The organism is Streptomyces sp. NPDC048566, assembly GCF_043199735.1.
GTDB lineage: Bacteria > Actinomycetota > Actinomycetes > Streptomycetales > Streptomycetaceae > Streptomyces.
On the sequence record NZ_JBICWL010000001.1, the window covers coordinates 87,470 to 105,776 of the forward strand.

General features: G+C 71.5%; 14 protein-coding genes. 12 read left to right on the top strand and 2 right to left on the bottom strand.

Annotation, left to right across the window (positions count from 1 at the left end; all coding sequences use genetic code 11):
* Nucleotides 1-343: 343 nt before the first annotated feature.
* The 6 genes from ACGFS9_RS00330 (at nucleotide 344) to ACGFS9_RS00355 (ending at nucleotide 9,550) form a co-directional block, all read left to right on the top strand.
* A complete protein-coding gene (locus ACGFS9_RS00330; protein WP_393250454.1) occupies nucleotides 344-2,476 on the top strand; it encodes a glycogen debranching N-terminal domain-containing protein in 2,133 nt (710 codons plus the stop codon).
* Nucleotides 2,477-2,607: 131 nt separating this feature from the next.
* Nucleotides 2,608-3,366, top strand: coding sequence for an NUDIX domain-containing protein (locus ACGFS9_RS00335; protein WP_393249208.1), 759 nt, complete (start codon nucleotides 2,608-2,610; stop codon nucleotides 3,364-3,366).
* Nucleotides 3,367-3,483: 117 nt separating this feature from the next.
* Nucleotides 3,484-5,307 carry an ATP-binding cassette domain-containing protein gene (locus ACGFS9_RS00340; RefSeq protein ID WP_393249210.1) on the top strand — a complete coding sequence of 608 codons (1,824 nt, stop codon included), beginning with the start codon at nucleotides 3,484-3,486 and terminating at the stop codon, nucleotides 5,305-5,307.
* A gap of 162 nt (nucleotides 5,308-5,469) precedes the next feature.
* Nucleotides 5,470-6,357 carry a FadR/GntR family transcriptional regulator gene (locus ACGFS9_RS00345; RefSeq protein ID WP_393249212.1) on the top strand — a complete coding sequence of 296 codons (888 nt, stop codon included), beginning with the start codon at nucleotides 5,470-5,472 and terminating at the stop codon, nucleotides 6,355-6,357.
* 412 nt (nucleotides 6,358-6,769) lie between these two features.
* Nucleotides 6,770-8,305, top strand: a complete 1,536-nt coding sequence (locus tag ACGFS9_RS00350; RefSeq protein WP_393249214.1) for an RNA polymerase sigma factor — start codon at nucleotides 6,770-6,772, stop codon at nucleotides 8,303-8,305.
* 426 nt (nucleotides 8,306-8,731) lie between these two features.
* Complete coding sequence (locus ACGFS9_RS00355; protein ID WP_393249216.1) at nucleotides 8,732-9,550, top strand: S1 family serine peptidase; 819 nt, start codon at nucleotides 8,732-8,734, stop codon at nucleotides 9,548-9,550.
* 132 nt (nucleotides 9,551-9,682) lie between these two features.
* Here ACGFS9_RS00355 and ACGFS9_RS00360 read toward each other — a convergent pair whose 3' ends face one another.
* Nucleotides 9,683-9,913 carry a hypothetical protein gene (locus ACGFS9_RS00360; RefSeq protein ID WP_393249218.1) on the bottom strand — a complete coding sequence of 77 codons (231 nt, stop codon included), beginning with the start codon at nucleotides 9,911-9,913 and terminating at the stop codon, nucleotides 9,683-9,685.
* Between the two features lie 442 nt (nucleotides 9,914-10,355).
* Between ACGFS9_RS00360 and ACGFS9_RS00365 the strand changes: the two genes are divergently transcribed.
* The 6 genes from ACGFS9_RS00365 (at nucleotide 10,356) to ACGFS9_RS00390 (ending at nucleotide 17,360) form a co-directional block, all read left to right on the top strand.
* Nucleotides 10,356-12,479, top strand: a complete 2,124-nt coding sequence (locus ACGFS9_RS00365; protein WP_393249220.1) for a type IIA DNA topoisomerase subunit B — start codon at nucleotides 10,356-10,358, stop codon at nucleotides 12,477-12,479.
* A gap of 334 nt (nucleotides 12,480-12,813) precedes the next feature.
* Nucleotides 12,814-13,347, top strand: a complete 534-nt coding sequence (locus tag ACGFS9_RS00370; protein WP_393249222.1) for a DUF1453 domain-containing protein — start codon at nucleotides 12,814-12,816, stop codon at nucleotides 13,345-13,347.
* Nucleotides 13,344-14,495 (top strand): sensor histidine kinase, encoded by a 1,152-nt coding sequence (locus ACGFS9_RS00375; protein WP_393249224.1) that lies wholly within the window; start codon nucleotides 13,344-13,346, stop codon nucleotides 14,493-14,495. Before ACGFS9_RS00370 ends, ACGFS9_RS00375 begins: the two co-directional genes overlap by 4 nt.
* Nucleotides 14,492-15,178, top strand: a complete 687-nt coding sequence (locus ACGFS9_RS00380; protein ID WP_393249226.1) for a response regulator — start codon at nucleotides 14,492-14,494, stop codon at nucleotides 15,176-15,178. Before ACGFS9_RS00375 ends, ACGFS9_RS00380 begins: the two co-directional genes overlap by 4 nt.
* Nucleotides 15,179-15,282: 104 nt before the next feature.
* Nucleotides 15,283-15,771: a DUF485 domain-containing protein gene (locus ACGFS9_RS00385; RefSeq protein ID WP_393249228.1), complete on the top strand. Its 489-nt coding sequence runs from the start codon at nucleotides 15,283-15,285 to the stop codon at nucleotides 15,769-15,771.
* Nucleotides 15,768-17,360: a cation acetate symporter gene (locus ACGFS9_RS00390; RefSeq protein ID WP_393249230.1), complete on the top strand. Its 1,593-nt coding sequence runs from the start codon at nucleotides 15,768-15,770 to the stop codon at nucleotides 17,358-17,360. Before ACGFS9_RS00385 ends, ACGFS9_RS00390 begins: the two co-directional genes overlap by 4 nt.
* 121 nt (nucleotides 17,361-17,481) lie before the next feature.
* Here the strand turns inward: ACGFS9_RS00390 and ACGFS9_RS00395 are convergent, their stop codons facing one another.
* Nucleotides 17,482-18,174 (bottom strand): response regulator, encoded by a 693-nt coding sequence (locus ACGFS9_RS00395; protein ID WP_393249232.1) that lies wholly within the window; start codon nucleotides 18,172-18,174, stop codon nucleotides 17,482-17,484.
* Between the last annotated feature and the right edge of the window lie 133 nt (nucleotides 18,175-18,307).

Sequence of the window (18,307 nt, forward strand, 5' to 3'; positions counted from 1 at the left end):
GCACCCGGCCGGGAGGTGGGCGGGCTCGCTGCCGCGGAAGGGCGTCCGTCGAGCGGAGCCCGGAGCCCCCTGCGGGGCTCCGGCCTCGGCCACCGGGCTGTCGAGACCACGGAGGCGCTGCCGTCCGCGGCCGGCCACAACGCCGTCACCTCCCGGACCCGCCGCCATTCGGTCGGCATCGCGAGGCGAACGCGTGACCCCCGCAGGGCCCGTCCCGTTCACCTGAGTGGCGGAATCCACGGCCGGGTTGCGCCACACCGATATCCCCGACCCTGCGGAGCCATCCACCAGGGGCCGAACGCGTTCCAGGCGCACCGAGCGCGGAGGAAGCCAACCGATGCCCATGACCGTTCCGTCCTCGACACCCGACGGCGCCCGCCCGACGGCGCTCGGCACCACGCAGCCCGGCAGGCGCCGGGACGACCCGCCAACATCGCACGCCGGCCGGGCCGGCGGGTCGTCTCCCTCCCTCGGAGGACGCGGTTCCGCTGCCCCTTCCGCACATCCCGGCGGGCCCGGCCGGACCGGAGGGTTGCCGCCCGCCCACTCCGCGCTGATCTGCGTGGCCCTGCCGGGGCTGGTGATCTCGCCGGAAGGGGGGCAACTGACAGGGCAGGGGCTGGAAGGCTTCTACCGGGCGGGGCGCCGCCTGCTGTCGCGGTGCCGCCTGAGCGTCGCCGGGAGGGAGCCGCTACCGGTGCAAGCCCGCATGGACGGGGCGGACGTGGCCCGGTTCGTCGGCACGCTGTGCGTTGCACCAGCCGCGGGACCGGATCCGGACGTGCTCGTCGAACGGACGCGCCGTGCCGACGGGAGTGAGCGGATCATTCTGCGGAGTGCGTCTCCGCGCACCCTGCGCCTGCCCGTGGAGATCGCCCTCGGAACGGACCTCGCGGAACTGGGCGCCGTCGCCTCGGGCCGCCCTGGTCCCGAACAGACCGCCAGCGTCCATGCGGCCGGACTGCGGTGGTCCTCCGCCACGGGGCACGCCGCGGTCACCGCCGACCCCGCCCCGACCGACGCACTCGCATCGGCGGGACTGCTGCGCTGGGAGCTCGCCCTGCCGCCCGGAGCCACCTGGAGCGTGGAACTGCGCGTCCACATGGACGGTACGGCCCCCTTCACCGCTGTCGGCCGGGGTGGTGCCGCGAGCCCGCTGGCGCAGGCTCGGGCGGTGAGCGACGGACACGGCGCGGACGCGTTGATGCGGACATCGATCCAGGACCTCGCGTCGTTGCTCGTGCGCGACGCGCGGAACCCGGCCGACGTCCACCTCGCGGCGGGAGTGCCGTGGCGCTGTGGGCTGGTCCCGGCGGAGGCGCTCGCCGCCGCCCGGATGGTGTTGCCCCTCGGGACACGCCTGGCCGCCGGCACTTTGCGAACGCTGGCACGCACCCAGTTCACCGGACGGGGACCGCACGCCGGGCTGATCCCGGGCCCGTTTCGGGACGCCGGCCCGCACCTTCCGCCCGGCTGCACGGCGACCGAGGCGACGCTGCTCTTCCCGGTACTCCTGGCCGAAGCGCGGCGCTGGGGATTGGCCGAACGCGAGATCGAGGAGCTGCTGCCCGCGGCCGAGCTGTGCCTCGAATGGCTGCGCAACGCGGTCGGAGACGGCGCCTTCCTGCCCGACACAACGCCGGGGGGAGCCGTGCGCTGCGAGACGCAGGCGCACGCACACCGCGCCGCCCTTCTCGGCGCCGACCTGCTCGACGCGCACGGCCGGACGGGAGGCCCGGGGCTCCGGCAGTGGGCACAGGACCTGCGGACGGCGTTCCGTGACGAGTTCTGGGTCGAGGACAGAGGAGGAGGCAGACCCGCCGCCGCCCGCATGCCGGACGGACGACTCGCTCCCCAGCTCGGCGCCGGTGCCGCCCATCTGCTCGACACCGGTCTGCTCGGCTCCGGTGAAACCGCTCCCGGCCTGCTGGACAAGGTCCGTACCGAACAACTCGCGAGGTTGCTCGGAAGTCCCGTCATGGACTCGGGCTGGGGACTGCGCAGCCTCGGAGCCAAGGAGCCCGCCTACAACCCCTTCGGTCACCGGGCAGGGGCCGTACGTGTCCACGAGACGGCGGTGGCGGTCGCCGGGCTGGCCGCGGCCGGCTTCGAACGGGAGGCGGAATCCCTGCTGCGTGGAGCGCTCGCGGCGGCCGAGTCCTTCGGGCATCGCCTTCCTGACATGTTCGCCGGAGAGCAGCGCACGCAAGACTCCGCGCCCCTTCCGCATCCGGCGGCGGCACGCCCGTCGGCCGTCTCCGCCGCGGCCGGTGTACTGCTGCTGACCGGTCTCGCGGGCATCCGCCCCGACGTGCCCGCGGGGACGGTGACCCTGCGCCCGTTCCGTACGGCGCCGCTGGGCGAGATCGTCCTCACGGGGCTGCGGATCTCCGGCGCCCCCTTCTCCGTGCGGGTCAGCCGGCTCGGGCTCGCCATGGTCGAGGAGGCCGGAGACGGACTGCAACTGGGACGGTGACCTACCGCAGAACGCACCCCGACGGGAGACGGGCGGGGTTGGTTGCGGGGCAGCGGACCGATGTCGCTCCGCCGGCGGCCGAAGCCGTCGAATGAGGTGTTTATCGTCAGGAAGACGACTATGATCGCGGCATGCCCTACGACCCGTCAGCCTTTCCGCCCTTCGCCGTGACCGTGGACCTGGTCGTGCTGACCGTGCGCCGCCATGCCCTGTGCGCGTTGTCGGTCCGGCGCGGAGAGCAGCCCTTCCAGGGCCGGTGGGCACTGCCCGGCGGTTTCGTGAGGGAGGACGAGGACCTCGCCCAGGCCGCCGCCCGCGAACTGATCGAGGAGACCGGGCTGAGCGCTCACGCTCCGTCCGTTCCCGCGCAGGACAACGGCGCTCACCTCGAGCAGCTCGCCACCTACGGCGACCCCAAGCGTGACCCCCGGATGCGCGTGGTCAGCGTCGCGCACCTCGCGCTGGCCCCCGATCTGCCCGCGCCGCGGGCCGGCGGCGACGCGAACAGTGCGCGCTGGGCGCCGGTCGAGGAGCTTCTGCAGCAGGGCGGATACGCGAGGGACGGGGAGCAGGCCGCGCCCCTCGCCTTCGATCACGCCCAGATCCTCGCGGACGGCGTGGAGCGCGCCCGCTCCAAGATCGAGTACTCCTCCCTGGCGACGGCTTTCTGCCCGGCCGAGTTCACGGTGGGCGAGCTTCGCCGTGTCTACGAAGCCGTATGGGGCGTGGTCCTGGACCCCCGGAACTTCCACCGCAAGGTCACGGGCACGCCGGGATTCCTGGTGCCCACGGGAGGTACCACCACGCGCCAGGGCGGCCGTCCCGCCCAGCTGTTCCGTGCCGGAGGCGCCACGCTCCTCAACCCGCCGATGCTGCGCCCCGAGGTATGACGGGAGCCGAGACGCCAGGAGGTCGTCGGCCGGCCCTCGGCGCCCGGAGCTGAAGCAGGATCGGGACGAGCCGCATGGCGCCCGGAAAATCCGTTATGTCGCGCTATCTTGCTTTGGGTGATCCAGGCCATCGGACTGACCAGCACCACCCACAAGGAGCACCCGCCCGCTGTCGACGACGTGTCCTTCGACGCGCACGCGGGCCGCGTCACGGCGCTTCTCGGAGCGCCGGGGGCAGGCAAGACGACAGCGCTGAAGCTCATGCTCGAACTCCAACAGGGCCGCGGCATCACCTACTTCCGGGGCCGGCCGCTGCACCGGATCGCCCACCCTTCCCGCGAGGTAGGCGTACTGCTCGGCGACGTTCCCGGTCACCCCGCGCGCACCGTTCGCGGCCAACTCCGCATGCTGTGCGCCGCCGTGGGCGTCCCGGTGCGCAGGGCGGACGACGTGCTCGACGTTGTGGGCCTCGCCGCGCTCCGGCACGAGCGCCTCGGCACGCTCTCGCGCGGCATGGACCGCCGCCTCGGCGTGGCCTCCGCACTCCTGGCCGACCCTCACACCCTCGTGCTCGACGAGCCTGCCGACGGGCTCTCCGTGCGCGAAGCCCGGTGGCTGCACGGGATGCTGCGGGCCCACGCCTCGCAGGGGGGCACGGTCCTCTTCACGACGAGTGATCCCAAGGAAGCGGCCCGGACGGCCGACCGGGTCGTCACCCTGGACCGGGGGCGACTCGTGGCCGACCAGGAAGGCCCGGCCTTCGCCCGTACCCGGCTCCGCCCGCGCGTCGTCGTCCGCAGCCCGCACGCCGCCCGGCTCGGCGCCCTCCTCACCCGGGAGGCCCGTGCCGCGCACCGCTCCGTCGAGGTCGTGCGGGAAGAGGGCAACCGGCTTTCGGTGTACGGCAGCACCTGCCCCGACGTCGGCGAGGCCGCGTTCCGCAACGGCATCCTGGTCCACCAACTCTCCGACGAGATCGGCGACATGGGTCCCGCTCCCACACGCCGCCCCGAAGCGGGCGAACCGGAGCCGGAATCGGACGCGGAGGACGTCGAGCAGCAACCGGACACGGATCCGGACGGCACCCCGACCGGCGAGATGCCCCCCTGCCGGCCGCAGGTGACGAGCGGCCCCTCCTCCCCGCTGCCGCCCCCCATCACGGTGCGTCGAGCCCCCGGTCCGCTGCGGCCCCTGCGCTACGAACTGCGTCGGACGGCGGGCGTCGGCATCGGCTACGCCACCACGATCGTCGTTCTCGTCGTCTCGGCTCTCCTGTCCGTCCTCCTCGCCCGGGTCGGGCACACGCCCCAGGCGCGACTGCTGGCCGCGTGGCCGGTGGAACTCCCGCTGCCGCCCGCCGCTCTGGGAGCCGGCCTGCTGGGCGCCGTCGCCTTCGGGGACGAGTTCCGGCATCCTGCGCTGGCCGCGGACCGCGGCACCGTCCCCCGCCGGCTGGGACTTCTGGCAGCCAAACTCCTCGTCGCCTCGGCCACCGCCCTGCTGCTCGCCGTCCTCTCGCTCGGCTGCGACCTCGAAGTGCTCTACCTCGCCTACGGGCGGGAACTGACGAGCATTTCCGCCGACTGGTACTTGCTGGGGATGAGTTGGGTCGGACTCGTGGTGGCCTGCGCCTGGGCCGGGGTCCTGGCCGCCGGTGTCTTCCGCTCCACGGCCGCCGGGCTCGCCGCGGTCGTCGCCGTGCCGATCGTCGTCGTACCGCTCGTACAAGAGATCGTGCGGGGACCGTCCGTGCGGACCGCGGCCGGACTCTCGGAACGGCTGCGGGAGCTGGTTCTGGTGCAGTGGCCGTTCGGCGGCGGTCGATATCTGGCCGGTGCCGTGGAGCTGCTGGCCCAACCTGTGGGCGGCGCTCTGGCGTTGTCGTTGACCGCTCTGCTCTGCGCGTATCTGCTCACGACCCTGCGCAGCCGGGTCCGGTGACGACCGACCGCACCCTTACGTACCCGCTCTGTGCACAACTCCCCGAAGAACGCCCATTTCTTTCCGATAAGGCGTCAATTGCGACGGGGTGAGCGATCACCCTTTCGTGTGCTTTTCACCAAAGACCTCAAGGGAGTTGGGGCAGGCGCCGACAAAAGACCCGTGAGTACCCTTGCGCAGACCATGATGACCGCCGCCCGCTCCTCCGACTCCGGCCTCGCAGGCCCGGGCGAACTCGACCGATACCCCTACGCCGATGCCCCCGGGGTCGACCGTGTGAGCGCTCCCGTGTGGGAGGGCGCCGAGCCCGAGCTCGGACGTGTGGGCCGGCGTGCCGCGGGCAGTCGCGGACGCGGGCTGCACGGCCAGCTCGTCCAGCAGCTCGGTCAGATGATCGTCTCCGGTGACCTCGGGGCGGACCGTCCGCTCGTGCCCGAGGAGATCGGCCAGCGTTTCGAGGTCTCCCGGACGGTCGTCCGCGAGTCGCTTCGCGTCCTGGAGGCCAAGGGGCTGGTCAGCGCCCGCCCGAACGTCGGCACGCGGGTGCGTCCCGTCAGCGACTGGAACCTGCTCGACCCCGACATCATCGAATGGCGCGCCTTCGGTCCCCAGCGCGACGACCAGCGTCGGGAGCTCGGCGAGCTCCGCTGGATCATCGAGCCGCTCGCCGCTCGTCTGGCCGCCGGGCACGGGCGCGAGGACATCCAGCAGCGGCTGGGCGACATGGTCGAGATCATGGGCCACGCCATGGCGCAGGGTGACGCCCTCACGTTCTCCCGGGCCGACGCCGAATTCCACTCGCTGCTCATCCAGCTCGCGGGCAACAGGATGCTGGAGCACCTCTCCGGGATCGTCTCGGCGGCCCTGCAGGTGTCCGGGGGGCCGGTGACCGGCTGCGACCGGCCGACCGAAGCGTCCCTGGGCCACCACGCCCGGATCGCGGACGCCCTCGCCGCCGCCGACGGCTCGGCGGCCGAGGTCGCCATGCGCCAGCTCCTCACCGTCCACCCCGAGGTGGAGCGGGTCGTTCCCGCTCCGCGCGAGCACTGATCGCGTATCCGGGGTGGCGCGGCCCGGAGTGTGTGTCCGTCCGGCGCGACGATCGGCCGGTGGAGCCGTCTCTCCTCGGGACGCTGCCGGATCCCCGCCGGGATCCGGCAGCGTCCCGACGGCGCGATCGCGCGGGGGAGAGGGCGTCCTGGCCGTGTTTGAACGTATCTGACATCTTATGAGCGCTTACGGGGTGTGACTCGGGCCACGTAGATTGGGCGTAACGCTCAACCTGGCAGCGCGATGACCTAAGAGGTGATAGCCGAGGAGGGAATACGGACGCCGCTCGCGGCGCTGTCCCTCTCCCCGGCCCCCACCCGCGCCGTCGGCCCATCCCCAGTCGGCGGTCGTCGGTTCCTGCCCACCGCGGGCGGGGCCGGAAGCCGTTTTCCAACGTTCCGAGAGGTTGTTCGTGTCGGCCAGCACATCCCGTACGCTCCCGCCGGAGATCGCCGAGTCCGTCTCTGTCATGGCGCTCATCGAGCGGGGAAAGGCTGAGGGGCAGATCGCCGGCGATGACGTGCGTCGGGCCTTCGAAGCTGACCAGATTCCGGCCACTCAGTGGAAGAACGTACTGCGCAGCCTCAACCAGATCCTCGAGGAAGAGGGTGTGACGCTGATGGTCAGTGCCGCAGAGCCCAAGCGCACCCGCAAGAGCGTCGCAGCGAAGAGTCCGGCCAAGCGCACCGCCACCAAGACCGTGGCGGCGAAGACGGCGACCGCCAAGAAGGCCACCGCCACTCCGGCGCCGGCCCCTGTCGCGGGCGACCCAGCCGAGGACGAGATCGCCGGCACGCCGGCTCCCGCCAAGAAGACGGTCGCCAAGAAGGCCGCGGCCAAGAAGACGGTCGCCAAGAAGGCCGCGGCCAAGAAGACCGCCGCCAAGAAGGACGACGCCGAGATCGTCGAGGACGAGGCGGCCGAGGAGACCCCCGGCAAGCCCGGTGCCGAGGAGCCCACCGAGGACGGCGCCCAGGGCTTCGTCCTGTCCGACGACGACGAGGACGACGCGCCCGCGCAGCAGGTCGCGGCGGCCGGTGCCACCGCGGACCCCGTCAAGGACTACCTGAAGCAGATCGGCAAGGTCCCGCTGCTCAACGCCGAGCAGGAGGTCGAGCTCGCCAAGCGCATCGAGGCGGGTCTCTTCGCCGAGGACAAGCTGGCGAACGCCGACAAGCTCGCCCCGAAGCTCAAGCGCGAACTGGAGATCATCGCCGAGGACGGGCGCCGCGCCAAGAACCACCTGCTGGAGGCCAACCTCCGTCTGGTGGTCTCCCTGGCCAAGCGCTACACCGGTCGCGGCATGCTCTTCCTGGACCTCATCCAGGAGGGCAACCTCGGTCTGATCCGCGCCGTCGAGAAGTTCGACTACACCAAGGGCTACAAGTTCTCCACGTACGCCACCTGGTGGATCCGACAGGCGATCACCCGTGCCATGGCCGACCAGGCCCGCACCATCCGTATCCCGGTGCACATGGTCGAGGTCATCAACAAGCTCGCGCGCGTGCAGCGCCAGATGCTTCAGGACCTGGGCCGTGAGCCCACTCCGGAGGAGCTGGCCAAGGAACTCGACATGACCCCCGAGAAGGTCATCGAGGTCCAGAAGTACGGCCGTGAGCCGATCTCGCTGCACACTCCGCTGGGCGAGGACGGCGACAGCGAGTTCGGTGACCTGATCGAGGACTCCGAGGCCGTCGTCCCCGCCGACGCCGTCAGCTTCACGCTCCTCCAGGAGCAGCTGCACTCGGTACTCGACACCCTGTCCGAGCGCGAGGCGGGCGTCGTGTCGATGCGCTTCGGCCTCACCGACGGCCAGCCGAAGACCCTGGACGAGATCGGCAAGGTGTACGGCGTGACCCGCGAGCGGATCCGCCAGATCGAGTCCAAGACCATGTCGAAGCTGCGTCACCCGTCGCGCTCCCAGGTGCTGCGCGACTACCTCGACTAGTCCGCACGCTCACCAGCGCCCCTGATCTCGGATGTTCCGGTCAGGGGCGTTGTGCTGTGTAAGCGCGCCGGGCCGGATCGGGAGCGCGGACCGGTACCGACGGCTGATCGGCCCGGTCGGTGACCGGTGAAGAGGTGTGGGGGCCCAGGGGCCCGGTCGGCGGACGTCGCCCCTGCCCGAGGTGGTCGGGTGCCCACGGCGGGGCCGCACGTCACCCCCCTCCGAAAGGCGCCCGTGGCGCGCCCGCGTGCCGTGCGACCACCTCGGGCAGGGGCGGCGAGCCCACCTCCGGCAAGGCCGTGCCGGAGGCATGCCCAGGGGGCCGGGCCCCCGAGGGAGACGGAGCCCGGCGCGCGTGCGGGTGCATGGCCGTGTCCGCTGGATCACTGTGGGTGTTCCATGGTCACCACAGTGTGAGGAGCGCGCATGCGCCGTCCCCTTGTCCCCGCCCTGGCCCTCGCGGCCGCCGCAGCGTTGATATCGCCGACCTCCCCCGCTCGGGCGGCGGTCGGTGGCGTCGTCGTCGGAAGCTACCCGGTCCAGATCTCCGAGAGTCCGTGGGTGGTCGCCCTGTCCAGCCGTGACCGGTTCGGAGGTACGCGCGCGGGCCAGTTCTGCGGAGGAGTCGTCATCGGTCCGACGACGGTGCTGACCGCCGCCCACTGCCTGGGCAGCGACGTGCTGGGCGCGCCACCGCGCCAGGCCCGCGACCTGAAGGTCATCGCGGACCGCGGCGACCTGCTGTCCGCCGACGGCACGGAGATCCCGGTCGGTGACGTCTGGGTCAATCCGCGCTACGACAGCTTCACGAACGCCGGCGACTTCGGCGTCCTGACGCTCACCGAGCCGCTGCCGGCCGCGTCGGTGATCCCCATGGCACCGGCCGGCGATCCCGCCTACGCGGCCGGCACCGCCGCCAGGGTCTACGGGTGGGGTGACACGACGGGCGGCGGCGACTACGCGCGCAGCCTGCGGGCCGCCGACGTGCACGTCCTGCCCGACAGCTCCTGTGAGCGGGCCTATCCGGGCAGTGCGGCCGGCACCTACGACGCAGGGTCGATGGTGTGCGCCGGGGAGCCCGGAGGCGGGCGGGACGCCTGCCAGGGCGACAGCGGCGGACCGCTGGTCGCGCAGGGTCGGCTCATCGGCCTGGTGTCGTGGGGGAGCGGCTGTGGGCGCCCTGGAAGCCCTGGCGTCTACACCCGGGTGTCGGAGGCCGCCCGAGCGCTCGCAGTCGCCCACTGAGCCTCTCCGGCGCCCGGGGAGGCGGCTTCCCGGCGTCCGGACACGAGTGTGGGCGGCCACTCCCTGGAACCAGGAGTCGGCCGCCCACTCACCGGCCTGTCGCCGGCACTCGCTCGTCGTTGACGCGAAGGATCAGCGATCTTCGTCGCTGACGCTCTCGGGAGCGGACGTGAGCCGCTCCGTCTCGTCCTGTATCTCAGCGGCGATCTTCTTGAGTTCCGGCTCGAACTTGCGACCGTGGTGGGCGCAGAAGAGCAGTTCTCCGCCACTCAGGAGGACGACGCGCAGATATGCCTGGGCGCCGCAACGGTCGCAGCGGTCAGCGGCCGTCAGCGGGCTCGCGGGGGTCAGAACAGTAGTCACGTCGCCTCTTCTCTAGCTCGACGAGCTGTCGTACCAGGGTCAACATCCAACCAGGCCGAAAACGTTCCCGCTCGCGGCTTTTCCTCGAAATTTTCTTTCGGGGCGGCTGGCTGCTGCCGGTTGGCGGCGAATGAGCCGTATTGCGTGTCTTCGTGCTGTACGGGTTCGCGCTGTCTGTCAGGGGGTCGGTCCTCCCGGCTGGGTTGCCGGTTGTTCATGAGGACGTGCCCGGAGCCTAAATGGTTCATGCCTCGAAGGGAACGTGATATGTACTTCACTCCATCGAGGGATCGAACACCCATGCGACCCTGGACTAGTGTGAGTTTAGTGCGAGGGTGGCGTTACAACGGCTCTACCAGGCCTCGGTACCCTCTCAACGGCGACCGAAGCCCGGCCCTTACCCCAAAGGGTCTCACCTGAAATTCAGCGAGGAGCGAACCGCGTGACCGCCGAGACGTCCGTGCCGTCCACAGCGCTGCTGACCGGAGCAGACCGGGACGGTTCCAACTACACCGCGCGGCACCTGCTCGTCCTTGAGGGGCTCGAAGCCGTCCGCAAGCGTCCTGGCATGTACATCGGCTCGACCGACAGTCGTGGCCTGATGCACTGCCTCTGGGAGATCATCGACAACTCGGTGGACGAGGCCCTCGGGGGCTACTGCGACCACATCGACGTCGTGCTGCACGACGACGGTTCCGTCGAGGTGAAGGACAACGGCCGCGGCATCCCCGTCGACGTGGAGCCCAAGACGGGGCTCTCCGGCGTCGAGGTCGTCATGACCAAGCTGCACGCCGGCGGCAAGTTCGGCGGCGGCTCCTACGCCGCCTCCGGCGGCCTGCACGGTGTGGGCGCCTCGGTGGTCAACGCCCTCTCCGCCCGCCTGGACGTGGAGGTGGACCGCAACGGCAACACGCACGCGGTGAGCTTCCGCCGCGGCACTCCCGGAGCCTTCAAGGGCGAGGGGCCCGAAGCGGCCTTCGAGGCCGCCACCGGGCCGCGCAAGGTCAAGCGGATCGCGAAGAACCGCACCGGCACGCGCATCCGCTACTGGGCCGATCGGCAGATCTTCCTCAAGGACGCCAAGCTCTCCCTGGAGAACCTCCACCAGCGTGCTCGCCAGACCGCCTTCCTGGTGCCCGGCCTGACCATCGTCGTCCGTGACGAGTTCGGTCTGGGCGAGGGTGGCAGCAAGGGCGAGGAGTCGTTCCGCTTCGACGGCGGAATCAGCGAGTTCTGCGAGTACCTGGCCAGCGACAAGCCGGTGTGCGACGTGCTGCGTTTCTCCGGGCAGGGCACCTTCAAGGAGACGGTGCCCGTCCTGGACGACCACGGGCAGATGACGCCCACCGAGGTCACCCGCGAGCTGGGCGTCGACGTCGCGCTGCGCTGGGGCACCGGCTACGACACGACGCTCAAGTCCTTCGTGAACATCATCGCCACCCCCAAGGGCGGTACCCATGTGGCGGGCTTCGAGCAGGCCGTCGCCAAGACGATGAACGAGGTGCTGCGGACCAAGAAGCTCCTCCGCGTCGCCGAGGACGACATCGTGAAGGACGACGCGCTGGAAGGCCTCACGGCCGTCGTCACCGTCCGGCTCGCCGAGCCGCAGTTCGAGGGGCAGACCAAGGAGGTCCTGGGCACCTCGGCGGCCCGCCGGATCGTGACGAACGTGGTGAGCAAGGAACTCAAGGCCTTCCTGACCAGCACCAAGCGTGATGCCGCCGCCCAGGCGCGCGTCGTCATGGAGAAGGCCGTCGCCGCCGCCCGTACGCGGATCGCCGCCCGCCAGCACAAGGACGCCCAGCGCCGGAAGACCGCCCTGGAGTCGTCCTCGCTGCCCGCCAAGCTGGCCGACTGCCGCAGCGACGACGTGGAGCGCAGCGAGCTGTTCATCGTGGAAGGCGACTCGGCGCTCGGTACGGCGAAGCTGGCGCGGAACTCCGAGTTCCAGGCGCTGCTGCCGATCCGCGGCAAGATCCTCAACGTTCAGAAGGCGTCCGTGACGGACATGCTGAAGAACGCCGAGTGCGGCGCGATCATCCAGGTCATAGGAGCCGGGTCCGGGCGGACCTTCGACATCGACACCGCGCGCTACGGGAAGATCATCCTTCTCGTCGACGCCGATGTGGACGGCGCGCACATCCGCATCCTGCTCCTGACGCTGTTCCAGCGCTACATGCGGCCCATGGTCGAGGCCGGGCGCGTGTTCGCGGCGGTGCCACCGCTGCACCGGATCGAACTCAGCCAGCCCAAGAAGGGGCAGGAGAAGTACGTCTACACGTACTCCGACCGCGAGCTGCGCGACACGCTGCTGGAGTTCCAGCGCAAGGGAGTGCGCTACAAGGACTCGATCCAGCGGTACAAGGGTCTGGGCGAGATGGACGCGGACCAGTTGGCCGAGACGACCATGGACCCGCGTCACCGGACGCTGCGACGGATCAACATCTCCGACCTGGAGGCGTCCGAGCAGGTGTTCGATCTTCTGATGGGGAACGACGTGGCTCCGCGCAAGGAGTTCATCTCCAGCTCCGCCGCCACGCTGGACCGGTCGCGCATCGACGCGTAGCCGTTCCGGCCGCTGCGGTGGCCGTCATGTCGCGAGGACGGTCGCGGTCCCGCGGGACCGCGACCGTCGACCGGTGCACCGGCCTCTCGCGGCCCAGGCGGCCCCGTCCTTCCGGAAGCGGTCCGGGCCCGCCTCGAACGTCCCGCCCCTCGACGGCACGGACCGGCCCCGGGGTGCCGGTCGGCACCCGGCTCCACCCGAGGGTGGACCAGGGGTGGTGTGGATGATCCACCCGACTTCCACCCGTGCTCCGATCCGTCGACCGCGCGGTGTCCGTAGCGTCGTGGAGGTCGGCAGCACCCGCCGCCGGCGTCCCCGCTCACGGAGGCCGTGCATGTCCGCGCTCTCGAACGTCGTCGTGATCTGCGCCGTCGCCGTCGTGGTGATCGTGCGCCAGTCCCGTGCCGCCCGCGTCGGCACGGATCGGCGCTGGTGGGTCCTGCCCGGCGTCCTCGCCCTGGTGGCCCTGCGGGGACCGGGGCCGATCGACCCGCACCATCCGGTCGAGGCGTCCGTCCTGCTGGGTGTCGAGCTCGTGACCGGGCTGGCGATCGGGGCCGGCTGGGCGGCGACGACACGCATATGGGCGGAACCGGGCGGCGATGTCTGGAGCAGGGGCACCATGGCGAGCGCGGCCGTCTGGCTCGGTGGCATAGGCCTGCGCGGAGCCCTTCTCGGTGCAGGCGCTCTGCTGGGCGTGCACCAGGACTCCTCGGCCCTGCTGCTCGGACTGGCCGTCACCCTTCTGGTCAGGGCCGGTCTGGTGGAGTGGCGGGCGAAGACCCTGCGGCCGGCGGCGCGAGGACGGGCGCAGGCGCGGATGCACGGCGCCGGCTTGGCGGCGGCCCCGGGGAAGGAGCGCGTGTGACCGACGAGATGTGGACGCGCTGGCCTTCTCGCGAGGCGCTCTCCCAGGCAGGTGTGCACACGGCCCGCCGGGTCTTCGGCCGCGTCACCCGCTCCATCGCTCTCGGCCTCCTCATCGCGACGACCTTCATCGACTCCGAGCTCGGCGGGTGGGCCCTCGCGGGAGGCGTCGCGGGCATCGTGGTGTTCGGCCTTCTCGCCTGGGCCTTCCAGCGCACCACGCTGGAACACCGCCTGAAACCGTCCCTGGCCCTGATCGCGGCGCTGCTGGGGCTCGCGGCGCTGGGCCAGGCGGCGGGATTCCGGGTTCCCGCTCTCGTCCTGCTGTGCGGCTGCGCCGTCAACGCCATCGAACGGCTGCCCCTGGTGTACGCCGTGCCCTCCATGGCCGTCGCGCTGGCGGCCTTCGCGGTGGTCGACAACGACGGTTGGCCGACCACCGCCGCCGTCACGGCCGGCCTGGCCCTCAGCGGCTACGTCGTGCGGCTGGACGCCGAGGCCCGGGGGAGTGCGCAAAGCCTCCTCGCACAGGAACGGGCGGCCCGGGCCGCCGAGGCGGAGTCGTCGGCGCTCGCCGAGCGAGCCCGGATCGCGCGGGAGATCCACGATGTGCTCGCCCACAGCCTGTCCGCCCAGTTGGTGCATCTGGAAGCCGCACGCTTGCTGATCGAGCGGGGCGCGAACCGGGAGGCGATCCTCGACAGAGTCGTGGCGGCGCGGGGAATGGCCCGGGAGGGGCTCGCCGAGACCCGGCACGCGCTCTCCGCGCTGCGGGGGGAGATGTCGCCGGCCGAGGACTTTCTCCGCGAACTCGTCCGCTCCCACGAAGGCGCCGACGTCCTCGTGACGGGCGAACGCCGCCCCTTGGAGGCGGAGGCCTCCCAGGCGGTCCGCAGGGTCGCTCAGGAAGCGCTGACGAACGTGCGCAAGCACGCCCCCGGTGCCACCGTCCGCATTCGGCTGGACTACCGCGAGGACCAGGTGATGCTGGAGGTGCGGGACTCGGGCGGCGGGCCGGGCGATCTCGGCGGCTCCGGAGCCGGATACGGTCTGCTGGGCATGCGGGAGCGTGCCCAGCTGCTGGGCGGCTCGCTGGAGGCGGGGCCGAGCGAGGAGGGATTCGTCGTGACCTTGAAGGTGCCGGTATGACCGAGCGGACGGAAGGCGGCACGCCGGCCCGGGTCGTTGTCGCGGACGACCAGACGGTCGTCCGCGAGGGCATCGTGATGCTGCTCGGACTGCTGCCGGGCATCGAGGTCGTGGGTGCGGCCGGCGACGGGAACGAAGCGGTGGACCTGGTCGCCCGGCTCGCCCCGGACGTCGTCCTCATGGACCTGCGGATGCCGCGTTGCGACGGAGTCGAGGCGACCCGGCGCATCCGAGCCGAGTACCCGGACACGCAGGTCGTCGTGCTGACCACGTACGGGGACGACGAGTCGCTGTTCCCCGCGCTGAGAGCGGGAGCGCGCGGCTACCTGACCAAGGACGCCGGCGGCGACGAGATCGTGCGCGCGGTGCGGAGCGTGCTCTCCGGGGACGCCGGCCTGTCCCCCGGCGTGCAACGGAGACTGCTGGAGCGCCTGTCGGATCCCCGGCCGGAGCCCGGTCCGCCCACGGAGGCCCCGGACGGGCTCACGGCGCGGGAGACCGAGGTGCTGCTGCTCATCGCCGAGGGGCTCGGCAACCAGGAGATCGCGAGGAGACTCCACGTCTCCACGGCCACGGTGAAGACCCACATCAACAACCTCTTCGCGAAGACGGGCCTCAAGGACCGCGCCCAGGCGGTCCGTTACGCCTACGGCAAGGGTCTCGTACGGCCACCGGCAGAGTGAGTCACCTGATGGGGTGAAGAGGGAGGAGACAGGAGTCCGGGATCTTCCCGATCTGCACATCCTTGGGCACGCGGCCGAAACGGGTCGCGGACAAGGAGAGTTCGGTGGAGAAGTACGACGGCGGCGACACCGGGGAGGTCCGGTTCGACGACCCCTGGTACGACGCGCTGGCTTCCGGATGGGGCGAGCTGGACGGTACCGGGGCACCCGCACCGGCCGTGCCGCCCGCTCGACCGGAGTGCTCAAGGGGGACCGGCGGGGCGGCCGACGTCTACCTGGAGGTGCAGCGGAGCGCTGCCTTCCGGGAAGTGCGCAGCAGGTATCGCCGGTTCGTGATCCCGGCCGTCGCCGTCTTCTTCCCCTGGTACGTCGCCTATGTGGTGACGGCGACGACGGCGCCGGGGCTCATGGCGCGGCCGGTCGCCGGTGTCGTCAACGTGGCGCTGGTCGCCGGGCTGGGACAGTTCCTCACGACGTTCCTGCTGGCCTGGGCGTACGCACGGCACGCCCGGTTGCGCAGGGACCGCGCCGCGCTGGATCTGCGCTGGGACACCCAGGAGCTGACCCGCAGTGCCGCAGGCGGTGACCGGTGAGCGGCAACCATCAGACGCTGGCGCTGCTGCTGTTCAGCGCGTTCGTCGCGGTGACGCTGGCCATCACGACCTGGGTGAGCCGCAACAGGCACGGTTCGGCGGAGGAGTTCTACGCCGGAGGCCGGTTGTTCTCCCCGATGGAGAATGGTTTTGCCATCTCCGGTGACTACATGTCCGCTGCCTCCTTCCTGGGCGTCACCGGCCTGATCGCCCTCTACGGCTACGACGGGCTGCTGTATGTCGTCGGCTTCCTGGTGGCCTGGCTCGTCGTGCTCTTCCTGGTCGCCGAACTGGTGCGCAACTGCGGCCGGTTCACCCTCGCCGACGTCGTCGCGGCCCGGATGAGCGAGCGTCCGGTGCGGATCGCGATGGGAACCTCCTCCGTGACGGTCTCCGTGCTGTACCTGGTGGCGCAGATGGTGGGCGCCGGGAGCCTCGTGGCGCTGCTGCTCGGCGGCACGAGCGAGGCGGCGCGGAACTGGACGGTCGTCGGCGTCGGTGCGCTCATGGTGATCTACGTGTCCATGGGAGGCATGCGGGCGACCACCTGGATCCAGATCGTCAAGGCGGTGCTGCTGCTCAGCGGATCGGTCGCCCTCACCGTCCTGGTGCTGCTGCGCTTCCACGGCGATGTCAACGGCCTGCTCCGTTCGGCCGCGTCGAACAGCGGCCACGGCACGGCCTTCCTGGTCCCCGGGCTGAGATACGGCGGCGACTGGACGGCGCGCTTCGACTTCATGAGCCTCGGCCTCGCGCTGGTGCTCGGGACGGCCGGACTGCCGCACATCCTGTCGCGCTTCTACACCGTGCCGACGGCGCGCGCCGCCCGCCGCTCGGTGCTGTGGTCGATCGGACTCATCGGCGGCTTCTACCTGATGACCATCGTGCTCGGCTTCGGCGCGGCGGCGCTCGTCGGTCCGCAGACGCTGCGCGGCTCCAACGCCGCGGGCAACACCGCGGTCCCGCTGCTGGCGCTCGACCTGGGTGGCGGAGTGAACTCCACCGGGGGAACCGTGCTGTTCGCGGTCGTCGCCGCCATCGCCTTCGCCACCATCCTCGCCGTCGTCGCCGGCATCACCCTCGCTTCGTCGGCAGCAGTGGCCCACGACCTGTACGCCTCGTTGCGCCGTCGGCACGCCAAGCCGCGCAGCGAGGTCGCCGTCGCGCGCGCGGCGTCCGTCGGCATCGGTGTGGCGGCCATCGCCCTCGGACTCCTCGCCCGCGATCTCAACGTGGCCTTCCTGGTGGGCCTCGCCTTCGCGGTCGCCGCGTCCGCGAACCTGCCGGCCCTGCTGTACTCGCTGTTCTGGCGCAACTTCACCACGCGTGGCGCCGTGTGGGCCGTATACGGCGGGCTCGTTCCCTCGCTGGTCCTGGTGCTGCTGTCCCCGGTGGTGTCGGGCAGCCCCGGGTCGCTCTTCCCGGGGGTGGACTTCCAGTACTTCCCGCTGGAGAACCCCGGTCTCGTCTCGATCCCCTTGGGGTTCGTCGCGGGCTGGCTCGGCGCGGTCACCTCGCCCGAGCCGCCGGACGAGGCCAAGCACGCCGAGGTCGAGGTGCGCGCGCTCACGGGCGCGGGGGCCGTCTGACCGCCGGGACGCGGCGGCCGCGCACGGGACGCCCGGCCCGGCCGGTCGCGATCGGACCGGGCGGCGACGTCCCGGGCGGGAGCCGCGCGCCCGGGCCGTCGGCGGGAGGCGCGGCCGGCGCTCACGGGGACACCCAGGCGTAGCGGTGCTCCGGGCGGCCCGTGTCGCCGTACTTGAGGGAGAGCCGGAGCCGCCCCGCCTGCTCCAGGTGGCGCAGATAGCGCTGGGCGGTGGACCGGCTGAGGCCCGTCTCGAGGGCCACCTCGTGCGCCGACAGCGCCTGCCGCGCGCTGTGCAGCACCGCGCAGATCAGGTCCGTGGTGGGCTCCGAGTGGCCGCTGGGCAGACCGGGGGAGGACGGCGCGGCGCCGGCGCGCAGAGCGCCGAACATCCGGTCCACCTGATCCTGGCCGGTCACGCCGCGGCCGCCGACCCGGTCCACGGTCCGGCGGAGCGCGGCGTACGCGTCGAGCCGGGTGCGCAGTGCGAGGAAGGTGAACGGTTTGACCAGGTAGTGCACGGCGCCCAGCCGCATCGCCGCCTGGACGGTCGCCACGTCGCTGGCCGCCGTGATCATGATGACGTCGGTGCCGTGGCCCTGCTCGCGCATGCGGTGGACGAGTTCCAGGCCGGTCATGTCCGGCAGGTAGTGGTCCAGCAGGACCAGGTCGACGGGCGCGCGCTCCACGGCGGCCAGTGCCTGGGCAGCGCCGTGCGCGCGGGCGGTCACCCGGTATCCGGGAACCTTCCCCACGTACCGCGCGTTGATCTCGGCGACGCGGAAGTCGTCGTCCACGACGAGGACGTCGATCATCGGGCCTCATTCCTCTCAAGGCCTGGCGAGCGTTAAGCCCGTGTTTCGGCTGTGCCGTTGTAGCGCGAGCAAAATGAGCACAACAGACTCCTGCGAGCAGAAGTGGGCCTTGCGCCCAGAAGACTGATGCCGT

Excerpts from the sequence above, each read along its gene's own strand:
- ACGFS9_RS00330 (WP_393250454.1), top strand. The coding sequence starts at position 344 with ATGACCGTTCCGTCCTCGACACCCGACGGCGCCCGCCCGACGGCGCTC.
- ACGFS9_RS00335 (WP_393249208.1), top strand. The coding sequence starts at position 2,608 with ATGCCCTACGACCCGTCAGCCTTTCCGCCCTTCGCCGTGACCGTGGAC.
- ACGFS9_RS00355 (WP_393249216.1), top strand. The coding sequence starts at position 8,732 with ATGCGCCGTCCCCTTGTCCCCGCCCTGGCCCTCGCGGCCGCCGCAGCG.
- ACGFS9_RS00370 (WP_393249222.1), top strand. The coding sequence starts at position 12,814 with ATGTCCGCGCTCTCGAACGTCGTCGTGATCTGCGCCGTCGCCGTCGTG.
- ACGFS9_RS00380 (WP_393249226.1), top strand. The coding sequence starts at position 14,492 with ATGACCGAGCGGACGGAAGGCGGCACGCCGGCCCGGGTCGTTGTCGCG.
- ACGFS9_RS00395 (WP_393249232.1), bottom strand. The coding sequence starts at position 18,174 with ATGATCGACGTCCTCGTCGTGGACGACGACTTCCGCGTCGCCGAGATC.